The organism is Streptomyces sp. NPDC002574, assembly GCF_042889545.1.
Taxonomy (GTDB): Bacteria; Actinomycetota; Actinomycetes; order Streptomycetales; family Streptomycetaceae; genus Actinacidiphila.
Genome location: NZ_JBIARB010000016.1, coordinates 1 through 21,134, shown reverse-complemented (window position 1 = coordinate 21,134; position 21,134 = coordinate 1). Strand labels below are relative to the sequence as shown.

Below are 21,134 nucleotides of genomic sequence, written 5' to 3'. Positions count from 1 at the left end.
CTAGACGCCGAGCGCCGTCAGCGGGTCGTCGAGGACCGGCTGCCAGGCCAGTTCCGCCGCGCCGACCAGGCTGTTGTGGTCCAGGGCGCACGCCAGTACCGGAACGCTGCCGCTGCGTCCCCACAGGCTGCGGTCGGCGATGACGGCCCGCAGCCGTTCGGGATCGGCGTCGAGCAGCGAGCGGTGGAGGCCTCCGAGCAGGATCCGGTCGGGGTTGAGGACGTTGACCAGACCGGCCAGACCGAGGCCCAGTCGGTCGATCAGGCTGTGTGCGGCACGGCGGACGGCCGGGTCGTCGTACTCCTCACGGAGCAGGGTGACCGACTGCTCGAGCAGCGAGACCTCCGGCCCGGGAGCGCGGTCGGCCTCCTCCAGGAAGGCCAGCGGGTCGACCTCGACGTCGAGGCAGCCACGGCTGCCGCAATGGCAGCCGCGTCCTTCGGGGTTGACGGTGAGGTGCCCGACCTCCAGGGCGAGCCCGGAGCTTCCGGTGTGCAGCTTGCCATGCAGCACCAGGGCGCCGCCGACGCCGCGGTGGCCGGTGGCGACGACCAGGAGGTGCTCGGCGCCGCTCCCCGCACCATGGCGGTGCTCGGCGAGCGCGGCGACGTTGACGTCGTTGCCGACGAAGCACAACGGCGGCGTGCCCGCGGGCGAGATGATCCCGCCGCGGGCGACCTGCTCCCTGAAGATGTCCAGCACCGGCGCGCCGGCCGGCCACTCCAGGTGCAACGGGTTGAGCGCCGTGCCCTCGGGCTCGGCGACCGCGGAGGGCACGGCGAGGCCGGCCCCGACGCAGATCCGCCCGTGCTCGCTCAACAGCCGCGCGCCGGCCGCGACCACGTCGGCGAGCACGTGCGCTGGGTCGGCGGGCACGGCCATGCTGACCGGCGCCGTCGCGACGATGTGACCGCCCAGCCCGACGAGCGCCGCCCGGAATCCGTCGGTGTGGATCTGCGCGGCCAGTACGACCGGGCCCTCGGGGTTGACCGCCAGCCGATGCGAGGGGCGGCCTTGGGCACCGACCGGACCGCCCGGCCGTGTGTCGACCTGGATCAGCCGCAACGCCTCCAGTTCGGAGGCGACGGCACCCGCGGTCGCGCGCGTCACGCCGAGTTCGGCGGTGAGGACGGCGCGGGTGGGCGCACGTCCCGTGTGCACGAGCGACAGCGCGGGACCGAGCGCGCCCCGGCCTCTCTCCAACCTTGTCCGAGTCTGGGTCACAGTCCTATTCTCACTTTGTGCCGAGCCTAAACAAAATACGGAGCGTACTCGCAGGGCAAGATCACACAACCTCCCCGGTTCCTCTTCGGCGGCTTCGCGTCGCGCTGACGGCCTTCTTCGCCCTCGACGGCTTCGTCTTCGCCGGATGGGTGGTGCGCATCCCGGCGGTCAAGGAGCAGGTGGGCGCGTCCGCCGGCGCGCTCGGCCTTGCGCTGCTCGGTGTATCGGCGGGCGCCCTCGGCACGATGATCCCGAGCGGGTGGCTGTGCCGGCGCTTCGGCGCGGCTCCGGTCACGATCGCCACGGCCGTCGTCCTGTCACTGAGCGTGGCGCTGCCTCCGATGACCCACTCCCCTCTGGCGCTGGGCCTGGTGCTGCTGCTCCTCGGCGTGGGCTTCGGCGGCATGAACGTGGCGATGAACAGCCTCGCGGTCGACCTGGTGGCCGCGTTGCGGCGCCCCATCATGCCCGGTTTCCACGCGGCGTACAGCCTCGGCGCGTTGATCGGTGCCGGCGTGGGCGGGCCGCTGGCGGCGCACCTGACGCCCGTGCAGCACCTCTTCGCGGTCGCGACGTTCGGCCTGGTGGCGACGGCGTTCCTCGGGCGGGCACTGCTTGCGTACCCCCTGGTGCGGCCCGCGGACGGTCCGGCCGACGGGAAGGGGACCGCCACGGGCGACACGGGCGCCGGGCCGTCCCACGCACGCACGGGCTGGCCGGTCGCGGTGTTCGGGCTGATCGCCCTCTGCACGGCCTACGGCGAGGGTGCCCTCGCCGAGTGGGGCCCGTTGCACCTGCAGGACGACCTGCACACCGGACCCGCACTCGCCGCGGCCGGCTACGCGGCGGTGGCGCTCGCCATGACGATCGGCCGCCTGTCGGGAACGGCCCTGCTGATGCGGCTCGGCCCGACCCGGGCGGTCGTCGTGGGCGGGCTGACGGCGTGCGCCGGGATGCTGGTGGGGGCGCTCGCGACGGCGGTGTGGCTGGTACTGGCGGGATTCGCACTGACCGGCCTCGGCCTGGCCAACATCTTCCCCGTGGCGATCGCCCGGGCGGGTGCCCTGGGCGGCCCGAGCGGTGTCGCGACGGCTTCGACCCTGGGCTACGGCGGTTTCCTGCTGGGTCCACCGGCGATCGGCTTCCTCACCGACGCCTTCGGTCTGCCCGTCGCGCTGACCACGGTCGCCGTGCTCGCCGCGACGGCGGCCGTCATCGCCGGCGCGGCACGGCACCTCGCGGGATCCGACGGAAACTGACGCGTCATCTCCACCCATCAGGACGGCCGGGAGGGCCATGGTGGTCGTCAGCCCTGTGGATCGCACGCAGCCGCCGGAGGAGACATGTCGATTCCTCACCGGCTCCGGGCAGCGGCCCGGTCGGTGTACCGAGAGCGCGTCTCGCGCGTCTACCTGGGCCTGGTGACAGCGGCCATGGTGTTCCTGCTCGTCGACACGGCCTTCGTCTCGCACGAGGACGCGACGTTCTCCGGAGTCTGGCTCGTACTGCTGACCCTGCCGTGGATGCCCATGTTCTGGCGGTTGTTCGCCGAGGCCGGCGGGCAGGAGGCGGCGAACGCCGCGTACGGCTGGGGCGCTTGGTGGACGGCCGTCCTCGCGGCACTGCTGTCGGCCGTGCTGAACGCCGCGGTGCTGGGGATCATCGCCCGGGCCAGGAAGCGGCGTCCGCAGCCGCGCTGATCACCGCGGCGCGGCGTCGTTGTCCGACCCCGGTGCCACAATCACCTCATGGAGACCGCCGAGTTCATCGAGACGATCCGCCGGGACGGCACACTGCTGGCCGACGCGGCGGAGCGGGCCGGTCTGGAGGGCGCCGTGCCGCCGTGCCCGGACTGGCGGGTGCGCGATCTGGTCCTTCATCAGGGGATCGTGCACCGCTGGGCGACCCGGTTCGTCGCCGAGGGACGGATGCGGCCGGAGCCGATCGCCGCCGGGACGCCGGCCGACGACGCGGAATTGCTCGGCTGGTTCCGGGACGGGCACGAGCGTCTCGTGTCCGCACTGGAGTCGGCCCCGCCGGACCTGGAGTGCTGGCACTTCCTGCGGGCCGATTCCCCGCTGGGCTTCTGGGCGCGGCGGCAGGCGCACGAGACCGCCGTGCACCGCGTCGACGCGGAGATCGCGGCGGGCCGCGCGCCCACCGCTGTCGACCCCGTCTTCGCGGCCGACGGCATCGACGAACTGCTGACCGGCTTCCACGCGCGATCGAAGAGCCGTGTGCGCAACGAGGCACCGGGAACGCTCCGCGTGCGCGCCGTCGACTTGCCCGCGGAGCGCGGGGACTGGCTGGCCCACGTGTCGGCGGATCCCCTGGTGGTCGAGCACGCCGTCGAGGACGACGCGGACTGCACGGTGAGCGGCACCGCCGCCGACCTGTACCTCGCCCTGTGGAACCGGGCTCCGTACGAGAAGCTCGAGGTCACCGGCGACTCTTCGCTCCTGGAGCTGTGGCGGCGCACGGGGGCCATCACCTGAAGGACGCCTGCAGGAGGGGCATTACCGGCGGGTAACTTCGCGTGCTACCGTCACGTCCATGGCACGACGCTCCCTCGCCCCCGCACGCCTGCGCCGCGCGATCAACTGGTGGCCGCCCTACCTCTTCGCGGGCATCCGGGTGCTCGACATCGCCGACGACTGGAGTTCGGCCCGGGTCCGCCTGCGCCTGCACCGCTTCAACCGCAACTACGTGGGCACTCACTTCGGCGGCTCGCTCTTCTCGATGGCCGACCCGTTCTGGATGCTGCTCACGATGAACCGGCTCGGCCGCGACTACCTGGTGTGGGACCGTGCCGCCGAGATCGAGTTCGTCTCGCCCGGCCGGGGCGACGTCTTCGCCGACTTCAAGCTCACCGAGGACCGGCTGGACGAGATGCGTGAGCTCACCGCGCACGGCCACAAGGCGCTGATGTGGTTCGAGAACGACGTGGTCGCGGACGACGGCACGATCGTGGCGAAGGTGCGCAAGCAGCTGTACGTCCGGCGCAAGCCCGCCGCCCGCTGAACCCCGAGGGCCTGCCGCGAGCGGGCGCGCCGGAGGTCAGGACTCGCCGAGGATCCGCTCCAGGACGGCACGCTGGACCGGCCTGGCCTCTTCGTGGCGTGCGCGCCCTGCGTCCGTCAGGCCCACCCGGACCCCTCGCCGGTCCTCGCTGCAACTCCCGCGGCTGACCAGCCCTTCCTTCTCCAGCCGGCCGACCAGGCGGGACAGGGCGCTCTGACTGAGGTGCACGCGGTCGGCGAGCTCCTGGACGCGGAAGGTGCAGCCCTCGACCACGCTGCCTTCCGCGAGGATGTCGAGCACCTCGAAGTCGCTCGCGCCGAGGCCCAGCTGGTGCAGTTCGCGGTCGAGCTCGCACGCGGTCCGCGCGTGCAGGGCAAGGACCTCCCGCCACCGCTCCACGAGCGCATGTTCACTCTTCACGCCGGTCATGGGCGCAGGATAGCAGAAATCCGCCAATCCATGTACACACATTAAATGCATTTGCATTTGATGCACATGCATGTACTGTCCTCGGCATGACCTCTCCCGACACCACCGTCCCCGGTACGGAAGGCCGCTGGAGCGCTCGCCAGTGGGGCACCCTGCTCGTGCTCTGCGCCGCGCTCTTCCTCGACGCCCTGGACGTCTCGATGGTCGGCGTCGCCCTGCCGTCGATCGCCCACGACCTCGACCTGACCACCTCGTCCCTGCAATGGGTCGTCAGCGGCTACATCCTCGGCTACGGGGGCCTGCTACTCCTCGGCGGCCGCGCCGCCGACCTGCTCGGCCGGCGCCGGGTCTTCCTGATCGCGCTGGGCGTCTTCGCCGCCGCCTCCTTGCTGGGCGGCCTCGTCGACTCCGGCGAACTGCTCATCGCCACCCGGTTCATCAAGGGCCTGAGCGCGGCGTTCACCGCCCCCGCCGGGCTGTCGATCATCACCACGACCTTCCCCGAGGGCTCCGTCCGCAACCGGGCCCTCAGCATCTACACCACCTGCGGTGCGACCGGTTTCTCCATGGGCCTGGTGCTCTCCGGCCTGCTCACCGAAGTGGGCTGGCGCTGGACCATGCTGCTGCCCGCCCCGGTCGCGATCCTGGCGCTGGTCGCGGGACTGCGCCTGATCCCGTCGAGTCCGCGGGAGAAGGGCGACGGCCGGGGCTACGACCTGCCGGGCGCCCTCACCGGCACCACCTCGATGCTGCTGCTGGTCTACACGGTCGTCTCCGCCCCGGAGGCGGGCTGGAGTTCGGCCCGCACGCTGCTCTCGTTCGCCGCCGTCGCCGTCCTGCTCACCGCGTTCGGCGTCATCGAGCACCGCAGCAGTCACCCGCTGATCCGGCTGGGCGTGCTGCGCTCCCCGCAGCAGATCCGCGCCAACCTCGGCGGTGCCGCGTTCTTCGGCTCGTACGTGGGCTTCCAGTTCATGGTCACCCAGTACATGCAGTCCCTGCTCGGCTGGTCCGCGCTGCAGACGGCACTGGCGTTCCTTCCCGCGGGCGCGCTCGTCGCCCTCGCCTCGACGCGCATCGGACGGCTGGTGGACCGCTTCGGCACGCCCCGGGTGATCGCCACCGGGTTCACCCTGCTGTTCATCGGCTACGTGCTCTTCCTGCGGATCGACCTGACCCCGCACTACGCCGCCGTCATCCTGCCCTCGATGCTGCTGCTCGGCGCGGCCTGCGCGCTGGTCTTCCCGTCGCTCAACATCCAGGCCACCAACGGCGTGCGCGACGAGGAACAGGGCATGGTCTCCGGACTCCTCAACACCTCGTTCCAGGTGGGCGGCGCGATCTTCCTGGCCGTCGTGACGGCGGCGATCACGGCAGGCGACGGGCACGCCGCCGCCACCCCCCAGGCGGTGCTCGACAGCTTCCGGCCCGGACTCGTCGTCGTCAGCGTCATCGCGCTGGCCGGACTGCTGATCACGCTGACCGGAGTGCGCCGCCGGGCCTCGTACGGATTCGTCGTCGCCTCGTCCGACGGCACGCGGAAGGCCGCCGAGGCCGAGCGGGTCACCGTGGGCGACTGAGACCCGGACCGCCGTCCGGACCCGCGCGGCGAACGGGGGCGCGCGGGTCCGGACGGTCTAGCCGAGCCAGCCGGGCCGCACCAGGCCGGACTCGTAGGCCAGGACCACCAGTTGGGCCCGGTCGCGGGCGCCGAGCTTGACCATGGTGCGGCTGACGTGCGTCTTGGCGGTGAGCGGGCTGACCACCAGGCGCCGGGCGATCTCCTCGTTCGACAGACCGATCCCCACCAGGGCCATCACCTCGCGTTCACGCTCGGTGAGCCGTTCCAGCTCCGTCGCGACCGCGGGTGCCTTGGAGCGGGCCGCGAACTCCGCGATCAGGCGCCGGGTCACGCCCGGTGAGAGCAGCGCGTCGCCCTCCACCACCGCCCTGACCGCGCGCAGCAGTTCCTCGGGCTCGGTGTCCTTCACCAGGAAGCCCGAGGCGCCGGCACGGATCGCCTCGAAGACGTACTCGTCCAGCTCGAAGGTGGTGAGGATGACCACCTTGACCTCCGCGAGCGCCTGGTCGTCGGTGATCCGGCGGGTGGCCTCCAGACCGTCCATGACCGGCATGCGGATGTCCATCAGCACGGCGTCCGGGGCCAGTTCGCGGACCAGGCGCAGGGCCTCCGAGCCGTCGGGAGCCTCCCCTACGACCTCGATGTCGGGCTGGGCGTCCAGCAGCGCGGCGAAGCCGGCGCGTACCAGCACCTGGTCGTCGGCGAGCACCACCCGGATCATCGGATCTCCTTGTCGAGGACGGCCGTCGCCGCGACGGCGTCGAAGGGCAACCGGGCCAGCACGCGGAAGCCCCCGTCCGCACGGGGTCCCGCCACCACCTCGCCGCCCAGCGCGGCGGCGCGCTCCCGCATGCCGAGCAGCCCGTTGCCGCCGCCGGTCTCCGTGGACGGGGACTGCCCTGCGGCGGCCGTGGCGGGACCGTCGTCCTCGACGCACAGCTCGACCTCCCGCGCGCGGTGGACGATCCCGAGGCGTGCCGTGCGCGCCCCCGAGTGCCGGATGATGTTGGTCAGTGCCTCCTGCACGATCCGGAACGCCGCCAGGTCGACACCGGGAGGCAGGGGGACAGCGGTTCCCTCACGCGTCACGTCGACGCCGAGACCCGCGCCGGCGGCCTGATCGAGCAGTTCCGGCAGGCGATCCAGGCCCGGCGCCGGGGAACGGGGTGCCTCGCCCGGGGAGCGGAGCGTGCCGAGGACCTGGCGGACCTCGCCGAGCGCCTCCTTGCTGGCTGCCTTGATGGTCGTGAGGGCCTGGCGGGCCTGCTCGGGTCGTTCGTCCATGAGGGCGAGGGCGACCCCGGCCTGCACGTTGATCACCGAGATGCTGTGCGCGAGGACGTCGTGGAGTTCGCGGGCGATCCTCAGCCGCTCCTCGTCGGCCCGGCGGCGCTCGGCCTCGGCCCGCTCCCGTCGCTCGCGCACGTACTGCTCGCGGCGCAGCCGCCACAGTTCGGCCACGGCGAGGATGGCCAGCAGCCATGCCGCGGCGCCGGACACCTGCGCCCACGAGGCCCGCTCGTCCCCGGCGGGCGGCAGGTAGCGGTACAGCCACAGCGTGACGAGCACATACGCCGTGTACAGGCCGGCCGCGACGACGAAGACGGATCGGCGCCGCCCGGCGGCCACCGCGGAGAAGTAGGCGGCGACGACGCTGAGGAAGACCGGGCCGTAGGCATAGCCCGCGGCGAGGTAGACCAGCGTCACCGCGGACACGACGGCGGCGACCACGACGGGCGCCCGCCGGCGCCACAGCAGGGCGACAGGGCCGGCGAACAGCAGCAGGTAGCCGAAGTGGTCGAGCGGGACATGACCGGTGCCGTTGTGCGAGGCGGCGGTCGTGCCGACCACCTGGACGAACGCGAGGACGATCGACGCGATCCAGGGTCGGCGTGGAAGACCGTCGCCGCCACCGCGCCCGTGTCCGCCGTGGCGCTCCCATGGCGGACCCCAGCGGGGGCCGCCCTGCGGCGCGGGTCCGGCTGCGTCGTCATTCATGCGGCCACGCTAGAACGGCGGACCGGCGGTCGGCGTCCGATCACGGCGGTGACCTCGTCTACTCCCCCGGGAGTACGGGATCGCGGCGCAGACCGGCCTGGTGCGCCAGGCCTGCCATGGCGTGGTCGAAGAATTCGTCCCGTGCTTCGACCACATTATTGAACTGGCCGAAGAGCTCGAAGCCGATCAGGCCGAAGAGCTGCGCCCACGCGGCGATCAACGCCGGCAGCGCCTGCGGCGGCAGCTCCTGGTCGAGGTCCTTGACGAGCCGCCACGCGTCGGCGTGCACCCCCTCGCCCAGCGGCGCGTCCGGCGCGGGCAGGGCCAGGCGGCCGCCGGCGTGGGCCCTTTCGGCCACCGTGAGCAGCACCAGCGCGACTCGGGAGGCCGGGCCGATGGTGTCGAGCGGCGCGCTGTACCCGGGCACCGGGGATCCGTAGATCAGGGCGTACTCATGGGGGTGTTCCAGCGCCCAGCCGCGCACGGCCCGGCTGACGACGATCCAGCTCGTGACGGGGTCGGCGTCCCCCACCCCCTCGAACGCCGTCTCGGCGGCGGCGCCGACCGCGTCGTAGGCATCGACGATCAGCGCGGTCAGCAGCTCGTCCCGATTGGGGAAGTAGCGGTACAGGGCCGAGGAGACCATGCCGAGCTCCCGGGCCACCGAGCGGAGGGAGAGGCGCGCCGCGCCCTCGTCCGCGAGCTGCCGGCGCGCTTCTTCCTTGATGGCTGCGGTCACTTCACCGCGGGCCCGTTCCCTGGCCGTCCTGATCACGCTCATGAGGATCAGTGTAAGCGGATCGGAGTGACCGACCAAGATCGAGAGCACTGCTCTTGCTTTCGGAGCCTTCAATGCCGCACACTGTTCTCAAGCGAGAGCACCGCTCACACTTTACGGAGGGGTCCCCATGTCCGAGATGTCGGAGCACGTCAAGAAGCCCGGCTGGTTCACCGTCAACGTCTTCAACCGCTTCGTCGCCTGGCTCACCCGGCGCGGTGTGAGCGTGTGGGGTTCCCGCGTACTGGCCGTCAAGGGCCGCAAGAGCGGGGAGTGGCGCCGCACACCGGTGAACCTGCTCACCGTGGGCGGGGAGCGCTTTCTCGTCGCTCCCCGCGGCCACGTGCAGTGGACCCACAACATGCGGGCCGCCGGCGGCGGTCAACTCCTGCTGGGCAAGCGCGTCGAGGAGTTCACCGCCGCCGAGGTGGGCGACGACGCCAAGCCCGAGGTGCTCCGTGCCTACCTCAAGCGCTGGAAGGCGGAGGTCGGCGTGTTCTTCGGAGGCGTCGGCCCCGATTCCACGGACGAGGAGCTGCGGGCGATAGCCCCCAAGCACCCCGTCTTCCGGATCACGGCCGTCAGCTGAACCGCACCTCCACGCGCTCGAAGCCGAGCGAGATCAGCAGACGTTCCAGCATGGCGCGGGTGTTGGTCTCAGCCCGCTGCGCCAGCTCCGTCTTCTTGGCCGCGTCCTGGATCTTCTTCGCGGCCAGCTGCTGGATCTGCTGCTCGTCGTCGGGGTGCGAGGAGAAGAAGTCGCCGAGGCGGTCGAAGAAGCCCCGCTCCTCCGCGACGATGTAGGAGCGGTCCGGGTCGAGCGAGGTGCGCTCCAACTGGGCGTGCGGCAAGGTCAGTACCGCCGACTTGCGGTCGTCGGTGACCTGGACGCCCTTCGGGCCCACGTCCCCGAGGTCCACATAGGCGTCGACGCTGCCGGCGCCGACGTAGAGCGTGCGCCGGCCACGCAGGGCGTCGGGAAGGAACTTGGCGTCCTTCTCCAGGTCGACGACGACCTGGAAGTCGCCGCTGGCTCCCTCGAAGCGGTTCATGTCCTGGATCGCCTTGAGCACCACGGGGCCGGTGCGGTCCTTGGTCTCCTCGGCGAAGGGGTTGGGCAGGCCGGGTATCAGGTCGGCTTTGGCGACCAGCAGCAGCAGGCCCGCCAGCACTATGAGCCCGGTCAACCACCGGGCCCACCAGGGCAGTCGGCCTTCTTCATTCCTCAACGGCATGTCAGGGCTACCTCCAAGAAGGTGTCTGCCCCTCAACACCCTCTTTAAGGCAGGCAGTAGATGGACAGATGAAGATCAGGAGCGGTCGAATGACTCTAGCGCACGACGGGCCAGCGGATGGGTGCGAACGATCTCGGCGAGCGAGGTCGAACCGCGAGTGATCCGGGCGAAGGTGTTCCACGCCGGCGGAAGGGTGGTGAGGACGGCGTGCAGCACACCGGGGCGCTTCTCGAAGATGCCGAGCATGCGGCGGCCCACCCCCATCTCCACACCGAGACCGGCCTTGACCGCGAAGGCGTAGTTGAGCGCCTGACGGCGGGCATCGACCGCGTCGTGCGACTCGGAGATCCGCACCGCCCACTCCCCCGCGAGACGACCCGAGCGCAGGGCGAAGGAGATGCCCTCGCGGGTCCACGGCTCCAGCAGGCCCGCGGCATCCCCGCAGACCAGCACGCGGCCGCGGGACAGCGGGGAGTCGTCGGCGCGGCAACGCGTCAGGTGCCCCGAGGAGATGCTCGGTTCGAACCCGGCCAGACCGAGCCGGCCGATGAAGTCCTCCAGATAGCGCTTGGTGGCGCCGCCGTCGCCGCGCGCGGAGATCACACCGACGGTCAGGGTCTCGCCCTTCGGGAAGACCCAGCCGTAACTGCCGGGCAGCGGGCCCCAGTCGATCAGAACGCGGCCCGCCCAGTCCTCGGCCACCTCCGGGGGGACCGGGATCTCGGCCTCGAGGCCCAGGTCGACCTGGTCCATCTTGACCCCGACATGGGCGCCTATGCGGCTGGCGGAGCCGTCGGCGCCGACGACCGCCCGCGCGAGCACCGTCTCACCGTTGTTGAGGACCACCGCGACCGTGCGCCGGTCGGGGACGGAGGTGCCGTGCTGCTCGACCCGCGAGACCGCGGCGCCGGTGCGCAGTTCGGCGCCCGCGGCCACGGCCGCGTCGACGAGCTGGGCGTCGAACTCGGGCCGGTTGATCAGGCCGAAGAGCATGTGCCGGGACCGGCGGGTCCGGGTGAGGCGCCCGTTGAGGCTGAAGGTGACCGCGTGCACGCGATCACGGAGCGGAAGTTCGAAGCCCGGTGGGAGGGCGTCGCGGGACGGCCCGATAATGCCGCCGCCGCACGTCTTGTAGCGCGGCAGCTCGGCCTTCTCCAACAGCAGGACGCTGCGTCCGGCCGCGGCCGCGGCATAGGCCGCAGACGCCCCTGCGGGCCCCGCCCCGACCACGACGACATCCCACACCGATGCGTCCTCGACGCCGTCCGCCGAACCGCCGTCCTGCGCCTGGTACTCGCTGCTCACGTGCTCCCGCTCCCGTCCGACCCGCAGGCTGCTGTCACCCCTGCTCAGCCGCATACTAATCCGCGGGTGCGCGGGCACGGCTGTGGCACCATCGATCCCGAGCACCAGTACCCGAACCACGCGTTCGACCGAACACGCACCCACCAGGAGCGCCCATGTCCGCCGCACCACTCGCCGCAACCGTCGCCGCCCTGATGCCGCGGGCCCGGACCGAGCTGGCCGAGCTGGTGTCGTTCCGCTCGGTGGCGGACCCCAGGCAGTTCCCGAAGAGCGAGTGCGAGAAGGCCGCGCAGTGGATCGCGGACGCACTGACCGGGGAGGGTTTCCAGGACGTCGCGCTGCTCGACACCCCGGACGGCACGCAGTCGGTCTACGGCTACCTGCCCGCCCCGGAGGGCGCGCCCACCGTGCTGCTCTACGCGCACTACGACGTGCAGCCGCCGCTCGACGAGGCCGGCTGGCTGTCCCCGCCCTTCGAGCTGACCGAGCGCGACGGCAGGTGGTACGGGCGCGGCGCGGCCGACTGCAAGGGCGGCCTGATCATGCACCTCACGGCGCTGCGCGCGCTGCGTGAGAACGGCGGGGTGCCGGTGGGCGTGAAGATCATCGCCGAGGGGTCGGAGGAGCAGGGCACGGGCGGCCTCGAGCGCTACGCGGAGGAGCACCCCGAGCTGCTCGCGGCCGACGCGATCGTCATCGGCGACACGGGCAACTTCCGCTGCGGGCTGCCCACCGCCACGGCCACGTTGCGCGGCATGGCGATGGTCGAGGTGAAGGTGAGCACGCTGCAGGGCAACCTGCACTCCGGTCAGTTCGGCGGCGCCGCGCCCGACGCGCTCAGCGCCCTGATCCGTATCCTGCACACCCTGCACGACGAGACCGGGGCAGCCACGGTCCAGGGGCTCGCCATGGACGCCTCGTGGCAGGGGCTGCAGTACCCGGAGGAGGACTTCCGCGGCGACGCCAGGGTCCTGGACGGTGTCTCCCTCGTCGGCGGCGGCACGGTCGCCGACCGCGTCTGGGCCCGTCCCTCGGTCACCGTGCTCGGCATCGACGCCCCGCCCGTCGTGGGCGCCACCCCGTCCGTCCAGGCGACCGCGGGCGCCAAGGTCAGCCTCCGGGTCCCGCCGGGCGTGGACGCCCAGGAAGCCGCCGATCTCCTCATCGCCCACCTCAAGGCGGCCGCCCCCTGGGGCGCCCACGTCGAGGTCACCCAGACCGGCAGCGGGCAGGCCTTCCGCGCCGACACCTCCAGCCCGGCGTACTCCGCCATGGCCGACGCCATGCGCGCCGCCTACGGCAAGGAGCTCGAGATCGCCGGCATGGGCGGCTCCATCCCCCTCTGCAACACCCTTGCCACGCTCTACCCCGAGGCGGAGATGCTCCTCATCGGGCTCAGCGAGCCCGAGGCGCAGATCCACGCGGTCAACGAGAGCGTCTCCCCCGAGGAACTGGAGAAGCTCTCGCTCGCCGAGGCGCTGTTCCTCCGCGGCTACGCCGAGAGCAAGGCCCTCTGACACCCCGGCCGCCGTCCGACGCCCGGGCCGTCTGACACCCCGGCCGGCCCCGGCACGCCGCCCCGGCGGCCTGCCCGGCCGGTCGACCGGCCGGGCAGGCCGCGCGCCCTACGCGGTCAGCTGCCCACGGGCACGCCCGCCTCGAGGTTGAGGACGGTGGCGCGCTCGCGGGCGCGCAGGGCCCAGCGCAGGCGCGTGAGGCGGACCGGCGGGAGCATGGCGGCGGCCTCGTCCTCGCTGGCGAAGCGCCAGCCGCGCAGTTCGGCCCCCGGCAGGAGGAGGCGTTCGGCCTCGGCGGCCCCGAGGCGGCCGCCGTCGAAGAGCAGCCGCAGGCCCCCGTAGCCGGGCGGCAGGGGCGGTTCCCAGTCGACGACGAGCAGCCGGGGAACGGTCGGCAGGTGCAGGCCGAGCTCCTCGGCGACCTCGCGCATCCCGGCCCGGGCGGGGGCCTCACCGGGCTCGACGACCCCGCCGGGGAACTCCCAGCCGGGTTTGTAGGTGGGGTCGACCAGCAGTACGCGGTCCTCCTCGTCGAAGAGGAGCACGCCCGCGGCGAGCGTCTCGGCGGTGGGCTCCGGGGTCTGCACGATGTCGCAGACGCCGGCGCCCTCGCGTATCGCCTCGGCGACGCGCTCCGCCGTGGCCCGCGGGTTCTGGCCGGTGGTGTCGACGACATGGGCGTCCGCGGTGAGCCAGGGCAGCGCCTCACGGTAGGCGGCGAGATGCTCCAGGCACCAGCCGCGGACCTCCGCGCTCGCCGCCGGGTCGCCGGGGATGTCCGCGCGCTGCTCGATCCGCTCCCGCAGAACCGTTTCCTCAGCATCGAGCACGAAATGCCGCACAGCGATTCTGCGAGCCGCCAGACCCCCGAAGATCTCGTCCCGGTACTCCTGGCGCAGCAGGGCCATCGGCACGACGAGCGGCCCGCCGCCGATCTCGCTCAGCAGCGCCGCCGCCGTGTCGACCACCAGTCGGCGCCAGCAGGGCAGGTCCTGGTAGTCGGAGACCTCGCCCAACCGCTTCTCGGGGAGCATGAGCCGCAGCCCGGTGCCGATGAGTTCCGGGTCGTAGAGCACGCTTCCCGGCAGCAGATCGAGCAGTTCGCGTGCCGCAGTGGTCTTGCCCGCGCCGAACGTGCCGTTGAGCCAGACGATCACGGTGCCCCCTCTTCCGTTGCCCGGTAGCCCCCTACGAATTGCCCGGATCATCGGCGTCGGCAAACGCACAGACCCGGCCATCGGCGCATACCGGTGGCCTCGGAACCCGCGTACCCCGAGCTCAGCTCTTGTTGGCATCCCGGGTGAGCAGGGCCGTGAACGGTTCACGCGGCACCGGGTCGGCCAGGACCGCCGACAGTGTCAAGAGCACCGATCCGGCCACGAGCAGGACGTGTCGGAGGACGTCGATCCGGACCGCTCCGGGTGTCCCGGGACAGGGCACATACCGGGGGCATGACGAACCGCGCGCGGTCCCGCGTTCCACGGGTCCACGCGCGCCTGGTCGCTGCCGACGCCCGTCACGCGACCGCGTCCACCACGGCGGCGGGTCCGTCGCACTCTCCCGGACGTACGGACCCGCCGCCCCTGCGCGGCGGGTGAGCGCCACGACATGCGGCCGGGCGGGGCGGCGTGCCGCCCGCCGGCCCGGGCGTCCAGCGGATCGGGGCGGCCGGACGCCCGCGGACAAGTGCTGGGCCTAGCGCACCGCCCCGAACGCCTCCAGGCCCAGCGCCTCGCCGGCCGCCGCGGCGGCGCCGACCAGGCCCGCGTCCGTGCCGAGCACCGCGGGCACGACCTTCACCCCGGCCACGAACGACAGCGTGGCGTAGCGGCGCAAATGAGTGCGCAGGGGATCGAAGAGCAGCGCGCCCGAGCCGGCGACGCCTCCGCCGATCACGGCGATGTCGATCTCCACCAGCGTCGCCGTCGCGGCGATGCCCGCGGCCAGCGCCTGCGCGGCGCGGTCGAAGGACGCCAGCGCCACCGCGTCCCCGGCACGGGCGGCACGCGCCACGGCGGCGGCGTCGGCAGCCTCCCCCGCCGCGGGGAGCCAGCCCGCCTCCTGGGCACGCCGCACGATGTTGGGGCCGCTCGCCAGCCGCTCGACGCAGCCCCGGCCGCCGCAAGGGCACAGGTCGCCGTCGAGGTCCACGCTGATGTGGCCGATGTGGCCCGCGTTGCCGGTCGGTCCGGGGTGCAGCGCGCCGCCGAGGACCAGGCCGCCGCCGACGCCGGTCGAGACCACCATGCAGAGCGCGTTGTCATGGCCGCGAGCCGCGCCCCGCCAGTGTTCGGCGGCGGTGATCGCCATACCGTCGCCGGTCAGCACCACGGGCAGTCCGTCCACCCGCGCCGCGACCTGAGCCACCAGCGGGTAGTCGCGCCAGGCGCCGATGTTGACCGGGCTGACCGTGCCGCGCGAGGCGTCGATCGGTCCGGCGCTGCCGATGCCGACGGCGACGACGCGCGGCCACTCGGCCGCCGCGCGCAGCTCGTCCAGCACTTCGGCGACCGATCCCATCACGGTCTCCGCGTCCCGGTCGGCTCGCGTCGGACGCAGGGCGCGCAGCAGCAGCCGCCCATGGGGATCCACCAGGGCGCCCGCGATCTTCGTGCCCCCGACGTCCACGGCGGCGACCAGGGGACCCCGGTCTGCGGCCTGCAACGGCGGTGCGGTGGGTTCAGCTGTGCTCTCGAACGGCATGGGCGTAGTGTCGCCCTTTGTTGACAACGTTGTCCAGCCCATAGGATCCGGGCGTGACCGATATTCCGCGTACCGCCCGGCCCACCATGAAGGACGTCGCCGCTCGGGCCGGTGTCGGCCTGAAGACCGTCTCCCGCGTCGTCAACGAGGAGCCGGGGGTCACCGACGACACGATCGCCCGCGTGCAGGCCGCCATCGACGCCCTCGGCTTCCGCCGCAACGACAGCGCCCGCCTGCTGCGCAAGGGCCGGACGGCCAGCATCGGGCTCGTCCTCGAGGACCTCGCCGACCCCTTCTACTCCCCGCTCAGCCGGGCCGTCGAGGACCTCGCCCGGGCGCACGGCACGCTGCTGTTCACGGGGTCCAGCGCGGAGGACTCCGACCGCGAGCAGGAGCTGGTGCTGGCGTTCTGCGCCCGGCGTGTCGACGGACTGGTCATCGTCCCGGCGAGTGAGGACCACCGCTACCTGGAGCCGGAGATAGCGGCAGGGGTCGCCACGGTCTTCGTCGACCGGCCGGCCGGGGGCATCAACGCGGACGTGGTCGTCAGTGACAACGCAGGCGGCACCCGTGAAGGCGTCGCCCACCTCATCGCCCACGGCCATCGGCGCATCGGCTTCATCGGTGACCTCCCCCGCATCCACACGGCCGCGGAGCGCCTGCGCGGCTACCGCGAGGCCATGGCCGACGCCGGGCTCCCCGTCCACGACGGCTGGATCTCCTGCGGAACGACCGCGCCGGACCGGGTGCGCTCGGAGCTCGACCGGATGCTGGCCGGGCCCGAACCCGTCACGGCGATCTTCGCGGGGAACAACCGGATCACCGTGACCGCGGTACGCGTACTGGCGGACCGCCCGCAGCTCGTCGCGCTCGTCGGCTTCGACGACTTCGAACTCGCGGACCTCCTCCGGCCCGCGATCACCGTCGTCGCCCAGGACCCGGCACAACTCGGCCGCACGGCAGCGCGGTTGCTCTTCCAGCGGCTCGACGGCGCCGCCGGTGCGCCCGACCGCCTCGAACTCCCCTGCCGGCTCGTCGCACGCGGCTCGGGCGAACTCCCGCCCATGGCCTGACGGCTTCGCCACGTCCCCGGGCCGTCGTCCCCGGCGGCCCGGGACATCGGCACCCGACCCGCTTCGGACTGCGCTGCCACGACGGCCCGTTGACACCGGGGGTACCGAGCGGTTCGATGGCCGCCGATCAAGGAGGGGACGTACCGTCATGCCGCTCACCGATTTGCCGTTGGACGAACTACGCACCTACGCACCCGAGACAGCCGAGCCGGAGGACTTCGACGTCTTCTGGGCCAAGACGATCGCCACCGCCCGGGAGGCGGCGGGCGGCGCCGCCGAGTTCCGGCCCGTCGCGGATTCACCGCTGCGGACCGTCGAGGTCTTCGACGTGCGCTTCCCCGGCTGGGGCGGGCAGCCCGTCGCGGCGTGGCTGCTGCTGCCGCGCGGGGCGACCGAGCCCCTTCCCGGCGTCGTCACGTACATCGGCTACAGCGGTGGACGCGGCCTGCACCACGAGCACTTGCTGTGGAGTGCCGCCGGGTACGCCCACCTCGTCGTGGACAGCCGCGGCCAGGGCCACGACACCCCCGACCCGGACGCGATGCCCGGGCCGCAGTACGTCGGGGGCTTCATGACGCGGGGCATCGAGGACCCCGAGCACTACTACTACCGACGGCTGATGGCGGACTGCGTGCGCGCGGTCGACGCCCTGCGCGAGCACCCGCGCGTCGACCCGGCGCGCGTGGTCGTCTCCGGCGTCAGCCAGGGCGGCGGGCTCGCGCTGGCGGTCGCCGGGCTGACGGGCGGCGCGATCGCGGCGGCGCTCGTGGACGTGCCGTTCCTGTGCCACTTCCGGCGCGGCGCGGACACGGCCGCCGACGGACCGTACCCCGAGCTCGCGCAGTACCTCGGGGTGCACCGGCGGGTCGACCCCGACGAGGTGTTCGGCACGCTCTCCTACTTCGACGGCGTCCACTTCGCCCCGCGCGCGAGCGTCCCCGCTCTGTTCAGCGTGGGCCTCATGGACCCGGTCTGCCCGCCCTCGACCGTGTACGCGGCGTACAACCGCTACGCCGGCGAGAAGGACATCCGGGTCTGGCAGTTCGGCGACCACGCCGGTGGCCGTGGCTCGCAGCCCCTGGAGCAGATGCGCTGGCTGAGCGGGCTCGGCCTCGCGCCGGACGGCCCGGCCCGGTAGTCACCCGCCCGCGGAGGGGGCGCCGCCGATCGCGTACCCGCCGCCCGCTAGCATCCGTTCGCATGGCGAGGCGGGGGTGGCGGCCGGGTGCCGCGGCGGGGGCGGCGGTGCTGGCGGCGGTCTGCGCCTCGGGCGCCGAACGCCAGGAGCCCATCAGCACGGCGTCGGACCTCGGCCCCCTCCCGGCCGAGCGGTACGGCAGCACGCCGGAGGACAACCAACAGTACGAGCGGGCCATGGCGTTGCTGGTCCGGCGGTGCATGGCGGACCGCGGCCACCCGGACTTCCCGCTCGACCCCCGCTACCCCGGCGCCACCGTCGTGGGCACCGCGGTCACCACCGACTACGGCGTACTCGATCCCGAGACCGCCCGCCGATGGGGCTACGGCTGGGACCCGGCACGGCACCCGACCGCCGAGCCGAAGGGCCGCCGGATGACCACCGCCGAGTACGCGGACCTGCCCGCGTGCGACAGCGAGGCGGCCCGGCGGCTGCTGCGCGGCATCGACTTCGAGCACGACTGGCTCTACGCGGGCAAGCGGGCGGTCGAGGTCGACAAGGCGGTCAAGCGCGACCCACGGGTCCGCGCGGCCTGGGACGCGTGGTCCCGCTGCGTGGCGGACGCGGGATTCACCCGCTACCCCGACCCCGTCGCGGCCTTCGCGGACGCCGCCTGGGACCGGGCAAGCGACGGCAACACCCGGCACACGCAGCGGGAACGGGCCACCGCCGTCGCCGACGTCACCTGCAAGCGCCGCCACCGTACGGCCGAGGTCTGGCACGCGGTACGGGCGCGGAAGCAGGCCGCGGACATCGCCCGGCACCGCGACGGCTACGCGGCCGGACTGCGGGCCCTCCGGACCTACCGGGCCAACATCGCCGAGGTGCTGCGGGAGCTCGGTTAGCGGGACGCGCGAGCGCCGGCCGCGGCCGGAACGGCGGCTAGCCCCGACCGGGCACACCCGCCAGTGTGTCGAGGTCGCTTCGCGAGAGTCCGGTGGCGGCGGTGACCTCGTCCGGGTCGACGGCGCCGCAGTCGAGGCCGCGCAGCAGGTAGCCGCTCAGTGCCCTGGCGGTGGCGGGCTCGTCCATGACGTCGCCACCGGCCCGGGCGACGTACGCCGCGAGGCGGGCGGCGGCAGCGGGGAGGCCCTCGCGGTAGAAGGCGTACACGGCGGCGTAGCGGCTGGGCAAGTGGCCGGGGTGCATGTCCCAGCCCTGGTAGTAGGCGCGGGCGAGGGAGCGGCGGACGAGCCCGTAGTGCAGGCGCCAGGCGTCGTGGACCTGCGCGGTGGGCCCGACGGGGAGGACGTTCGTCGCGCCGTCGGAGAGCCGCACGCCCGTGCCGGCGGCGGCCACCTGCATGACGGCCTTGGCGTGGTCCGCGACGGGGTGGTCCATCGACTGGTACGCCGCGCTGACGCCGCAGGCGGCGCTGTAGTCGAAGGTGCCGTAGTGCAGTCCGGTGACCCGGCCCCCGGCCGCGTCGATGAACCGTGCGACGGTGGCGGTGCCGTCGGGGCCCAGGACGGACTGCGTCGTCTCGATCTGGATCTCGAAGCCGATCCGTCCCGCGTCCAGCCCGCGGGCCTTCTCGAACTCCTCCACCAACCGGACCATCGCCGTGACCTGCTGAGGGAACGTCACCTTGGGCAGGGTGAGCACCAGCCCCCGCGGCAGGTCCCCGGCGTCCATGAGGCCGGTGAGGAAGACGTCCAGGGTACGGATGCCCCGGTCCCGGACCGCCGCCTCCAGGCACTTCATGCGGATGCCGATGTACGGAGGCGCGCTGCCGTCCGCCACGGCGGCGTTGACGAGGCGTGCCGCGGCGGCCGCGGCGGCGTCCTCCTCCGCGTCGGGCCGGGGACCGTAGCCGTCCTCGAAGTCGATGCGCAGGTCCTCCACGGGCTCGCGCCGCAGCTTGGCGCGGACGCGGTCGTGGACCGCCGCCGCGGACTCCGGCGGAAGGCCGAGCACCCCGGCGAGCGAGGCGGCGTCCGGCGCGTGCTCGTCGAGGGCTGCGAGGGCGCGGTCGCCCCAGGTCCGCACGGTGTCGGCGGCGAAGGCGTCGGCGGGCACGTAGACCGTGTGCACGGGCTGCCGGGTGCCGGGGTCTCCCGGGTAGCGGCGGGCGAGTTCGGCGTCGACACCGGCCAGGGACGCGCCGATGTCCTGGCGCACCGCGTCGCCGAGTGAGGTGCGGACGGTCCCGTCCTGGGTCATCTGGCGCCTTCCAGTGCTCCGCGCTTCAACAAACCGTTGAAACAACGCTACGGCCACCCAGCCGGGCCGTCAACGACGCCACGGAGCCCCGCGGTGCCTGGTGGCACGACGGGGCTCCGTCGGAGTGCTCGTGGGGGTCAGCCCTTGCGGGCGGTGACCTCCTCGGTCAGCTGCGGCACCACGCTGAACAGGTCACCGACCACGCCGTAGTCGACCAACTCGAAGATCGGCGCCTCCGGATCCTTGTTCACCGCCACGATCGTCTTCGACGTCTGCATCCCCGCACGATGCTGAATCGCACCCGAAATACCCGCCGCGATGTACAACTGCGGCGACACCGACTTACCCGTCTGACCGACCTGATTGGTATGCGGATACCACCCCGCATCCACCGCCGCCCGCGACGCACCCACCGCGGCACCCAGCGAATCCGCCAACGCCTCGATCACCGCGAAATTCTCCGCACCGTTCACACCCCGGCCACCCGACACCACGATCGCCGCCTCGGTCAGATCCGGACGACCCGTCGACTCCCGCGGCGTCCGCGCCACCACCCGCGTCCCCGCCGCCAACGCACCGAACTCCACCTCCAACGCCTCCACCGCACCCGCCGCCGCCACAGCCTCCACCGGCGCCGCATTCGGCTTCACCGTGATCACCGGCACCCCCGTCGTCACCCGCGACCTCGTGGTGAACGACGCCGCGAACACCGACTGCGTCACCACCGGACCCCGCTCACCGGCCACCACATCCACCGCGTCCGTGATCAACCCCGAACCCAGCCGCAACGCCAAACGCGCCGCTACCTCCTTGCCCTCACCCGACGACGGCACCAACACCGCCACCGGACCCACCACCCTCACAGCCGCCTCCAGCGCATCCACCTTCGGCACCACCAGATACTCGGC

The 21,134-nt window shown here is 72.8% G+C and carries 21 protein-coding genes; 10 read left to right on the top strand and 11 right to left on the bottom strand.

Annotated features, from left to right (window positions below; all coding sequences use genetic code 11):
- Positions 1–1,224, bottom strand: coding sequence for an ROK family protein (locus ACFYXS_RS32730; protein ID WP_389254816.1), 1,224 nt, complete (start codon positions 1,222–1,224; stop codon positions 1–3).
- Between the two features lie 17 nt (positions 1,225–1,241).
- Here ACFYXS_RS32730 and ACFYXS_RS32725 point away from each other — a divergent pair, with 17 nt between their 5' ends.
- The 4 genes from ACFYXS_RS32725 (at position 1,242) to ACFYXS_RS32710 (ending at position 4,245) form a co-directional block, all read left to right on the top strand.
- The gene (locus ACFYXS_RS32725; RefSeq protein WP_389254814.1) at positions 1,242–2,483 is read left to right on the top strand and encodes an MFS transporter; all 1,242 of its coding nucleotides are present in this window, start codon (positions 1,242–1,244) and stop codon (positions 2,481–2,483) included.
- Between the two features lie 84 nt (positions 2,484–2,567).
- Positions 2,568–2,924, top strand: coding sequence for an SCO4225 family membrane protein (locus tag ACFYXS_RS32720; RefSeq protein ID WP_389254812.1), 357 nt, complete (start codon positions 2,568–2,570; stop codon positions 2,922–2,924).
- Between the two features lie 48 nt (positions 2,925–2,972).
- Entirely contained in the window at positions 2,973–3,719 is a 747-nt protein-coding gene (locus ACFYXS_RS32715) for a maleylpyruvate isomerase family mycothiol-dependent enzyme (protein WP_389254810.1), read from the top strand.
- Between the two features lie 58 nt (positions 3,720–3,777).
- A complete protein-coding gene (locus ACFYXS_RS32710; RefSeq protein WP_389254808.1) occupies positions 3,778–4,245 on the top strand; it encodes a DUF4442 domain-containing protein in 468 nt (155 codons plus the stop codon).
- Positions 4,246–4,281: 36 nt separating this feature from the next.
- Here the strand turns inward: ACFYXS_RS32710 and ACFYXS_RS32705 are convergent, their stop codons facing one another.
- Complete coding sequence (locus ACFYXS_RS32705; RefSeq protein WP_389254806.1) at positions 4,282–4,674, bottom strand: MarR family winged helix-turn-helix transcriptional regulator; 393 nt, start codon at positions 4,672–4,674, stop codon at positions 4,282–4,284.
- A gap of 86 nt (positions 4,675–4,760) precedes the next feature.
- On the opposite strand from ACFYXS_RS32705, the gene ACFYXS_RS32700 reads away from it, so the two are divergent.
- A complete protein-coding gene (locus ACFYXS_RS32700; protein WP_389254804.1) occupies positions 4,761–6,254 on the top strand; it encodes an MFS transporter in 1,494 nt (497 codons plus the stop codon).
- Between the two features lie 57 nt (positions 6,255–6,311).
- Here the strand turns inward: ACFYXS_RS32700 and ACFYXS_RS32695 are convergent, their stop codons facing one another.
- Genes ACFYXS_RS32695 through ACFYXS_RS32685 form a run of 3 tightly spaced genes read right to left on the bottom strand, consistent with a single transcriptional unit; the run spans position 6,312 to position 9,035 of the window.
- Entirely contained in the window at positions 6,312–6,977 is a 666-nt protein-coding gene (locus tag ACFYXS_RS32695; protein ID WP_389254802.1) for a response regulator, read from the bottom strand.
- Entirely contained in the window at positions 6,974–8,254 is a 1,281-nt protein-coding gene (locus ACFYXS_RS32690) for a sensor histidine kinase (protein WP_389254799.1), read from the bottom strand. Before ACFYXS_RS32690 ends, ACFYXS_RS32695 begins: the two co-directional genes overlap by 4 nt.
- Positions 8,255–8,312: 58 nt before the next feature.
- On the bottom strand, positions 8,313–9,035 hold the full coding sequence (locus ACFYXS_RS32685) for a TetR/AcrR family transcriptional regulator (protein ID WP_389254797.1): 723 nt from the start codon (positions 9,033–9,035) through the stop codon (positions 8,313–8,315).
- 136 nt (positions 9,036–9,171) lie between these two features.
- Between ACFYXS_RS32685 and ACFYXS_RS32680 the strand changes: the two genes are divergently transcribed.
- A complete protein-coding gene (locus ACFYXS_RS32680; protein WP_389255072.1) occupies positions 9,172–9,621 on the top strand; it encodes a nitroreductase family deazaflavin-dependent oxidoreductase in 450 nt (149 codons plus the stop codon).
- Here ACFYXS_RS32680 and ACFYXS_RS32675 read toward each other — a convergent pair.
- Together ACFYXS_RS32675 and ACFYXS_RS32670 are read right to left on the bottom strand one after the other, a co-directional pair.
- Positions 9,614–10,267, bottom strand: coding sequence for a DUF4230 domain-containing protein (locus ACFYXS_RS32675; protein WP_389254795.1), 654 nt, complete (start codon positions 10,265–10,267; stop codon positions 9,614–9,616). The genes ACFYXS_RS32680 and ACFYXS_RS32675 overlap by 8 nt on opposite strands.
- Positions 10,268–10,342: 75 nt before the next feature.
- Positions 10,343–11,626, bottom strand: coding sequence for a geranylgeranyl reductase family protein (locus tag ACFYXS_RS32670; protein ID WP_389254793.1), 1,284 nt, complete (start codon positions 11,624–11,626; stop codon positions 10,343–10,345).
- A 101-nt stretch (positions 11,627–11,727) separates the two neighbouring features.
- On the opposite strand from ACFYXS_RS32670, the gene ACFYXS_RS32665 reads away from it, so the two are divergent.
- Positions 11,728–13,089 carry a dipeptidase gene (locus ACFYXS_RS32665; RefSeq protein ID WP_389254791.1) on the top strand — a complete coding sequence of 454 codons (1,362 nt, stop codon included), beginning with the start codon at positions 11,728–11,730 and terminating at the stop codon, positions 13,087–13,089.
- 116 nt (positions 13,090–13,205) lie between these two features.
- Here the strand turns inward: ACFYXS_RS32665 and ACFYXS_RS32660 are convergent, their stop codons facing one another.
- Both ACFYXS_RS32660 and ACFYXS_RS32655 read right to left on the bottom strand, forming a co-directional pair.
- A complete protein-coding gene (locus ACFYXS_RS32660) occupies positions 13,206–14,246 on the bottom strand; it encodes an NUDIX domain-containing protein (protein ID WP_389254788.1) in 1,041 nt (346 codons plus the stop codon).
- A gap of 538 nt (positions 14,247–14,784) precedes the next feature.
- A complete protein-coding gene (locus tag ACFYXS_RS32655; protein ID WP_389254786.1) occupies positions 14,785–15,792 on the bottom strand; it encodes an ROK family protein in 1,008 nt (335 codons plus the stop codon).
- An 86-nt stretch (positions 15,793–15,878) separates the two neighbouring features.
- Between ACFYXS_RS32655 and ACFYXS_RS32650 the strand changes: the two genes are divergently transcribed.
- From ACFYXS_RS32650 to ACFYXS_RS32640, 3 genes are all read left to right on the top strand, one after another.
- Positions 15,879–16,865: a LacI family DNA-binding transcriptional regulator gene (locus tag ACFYXS_RS32650; RefSeq protein ID WP_389255070.1), complete on the top strand. Its 987-nt coding sequence runs from the start codon at positions 15,879–15,881 to the stop codon at positions 16,863–16,865.
- A 148-nt stretch (positions 16,866–17,013) separates the two neighbouring features.
- Positions 17,014–18,003, top strand: a complete 990-nt coding sequence (locus tag ACFYXS_RS32645) for an acetylxylan esterase (protein ID WP_389254784.1) — start codon at positions 17,014–17,016, stop codon at positions 18,001–18,003.
- 62 nt (positions 18,004–18,065) lie between these two features.
- Positions 18,066–18,908 carry a hypothetical protein gene (locus tag ACFYXS_RS32640; protein WP_389254782.1) on the top strand — a complete coding sequence of 281 codons (843 nt, stop codon included), beginning with the start codon at positions 18,066–18,068 and terminating at the stop codon, positions 18,906–18,908.
- A gap of 37 nt (positions 18,909–18,945) precedes the next feature.
- On the opposite strand, the gene ACFYXS_RS32635 is transcribed toward ACFYXS_RS32640, so the two are convergent.
- Both ACFYXS_RS32635 and ACFYXS_RS32630 read right to left on the bottom strand, forming a co-directional pair.
- Positions 18,946–20,226, bottom strand: a complete 1,281-nt coding sequence (locus ACFYXS_RS32635) for a DUF6986 family protein (RefSeq protein WP_389254780.1) — start codon at positions 20,224–20,226, stop codon at positions 18,946–18,948.
- A gap of 137 nt (positions 20,227–20,363) precedes the next feature.
- A partial coding sequence (locus ACFYXS_RS32630; protein ID WP_389254778.1) for an electron transfer flavoprotein subunit alpha/FixB family protein occupies positions 20,364–21,134 on the bottom strand: 771 nt, incomplete at its 5' end.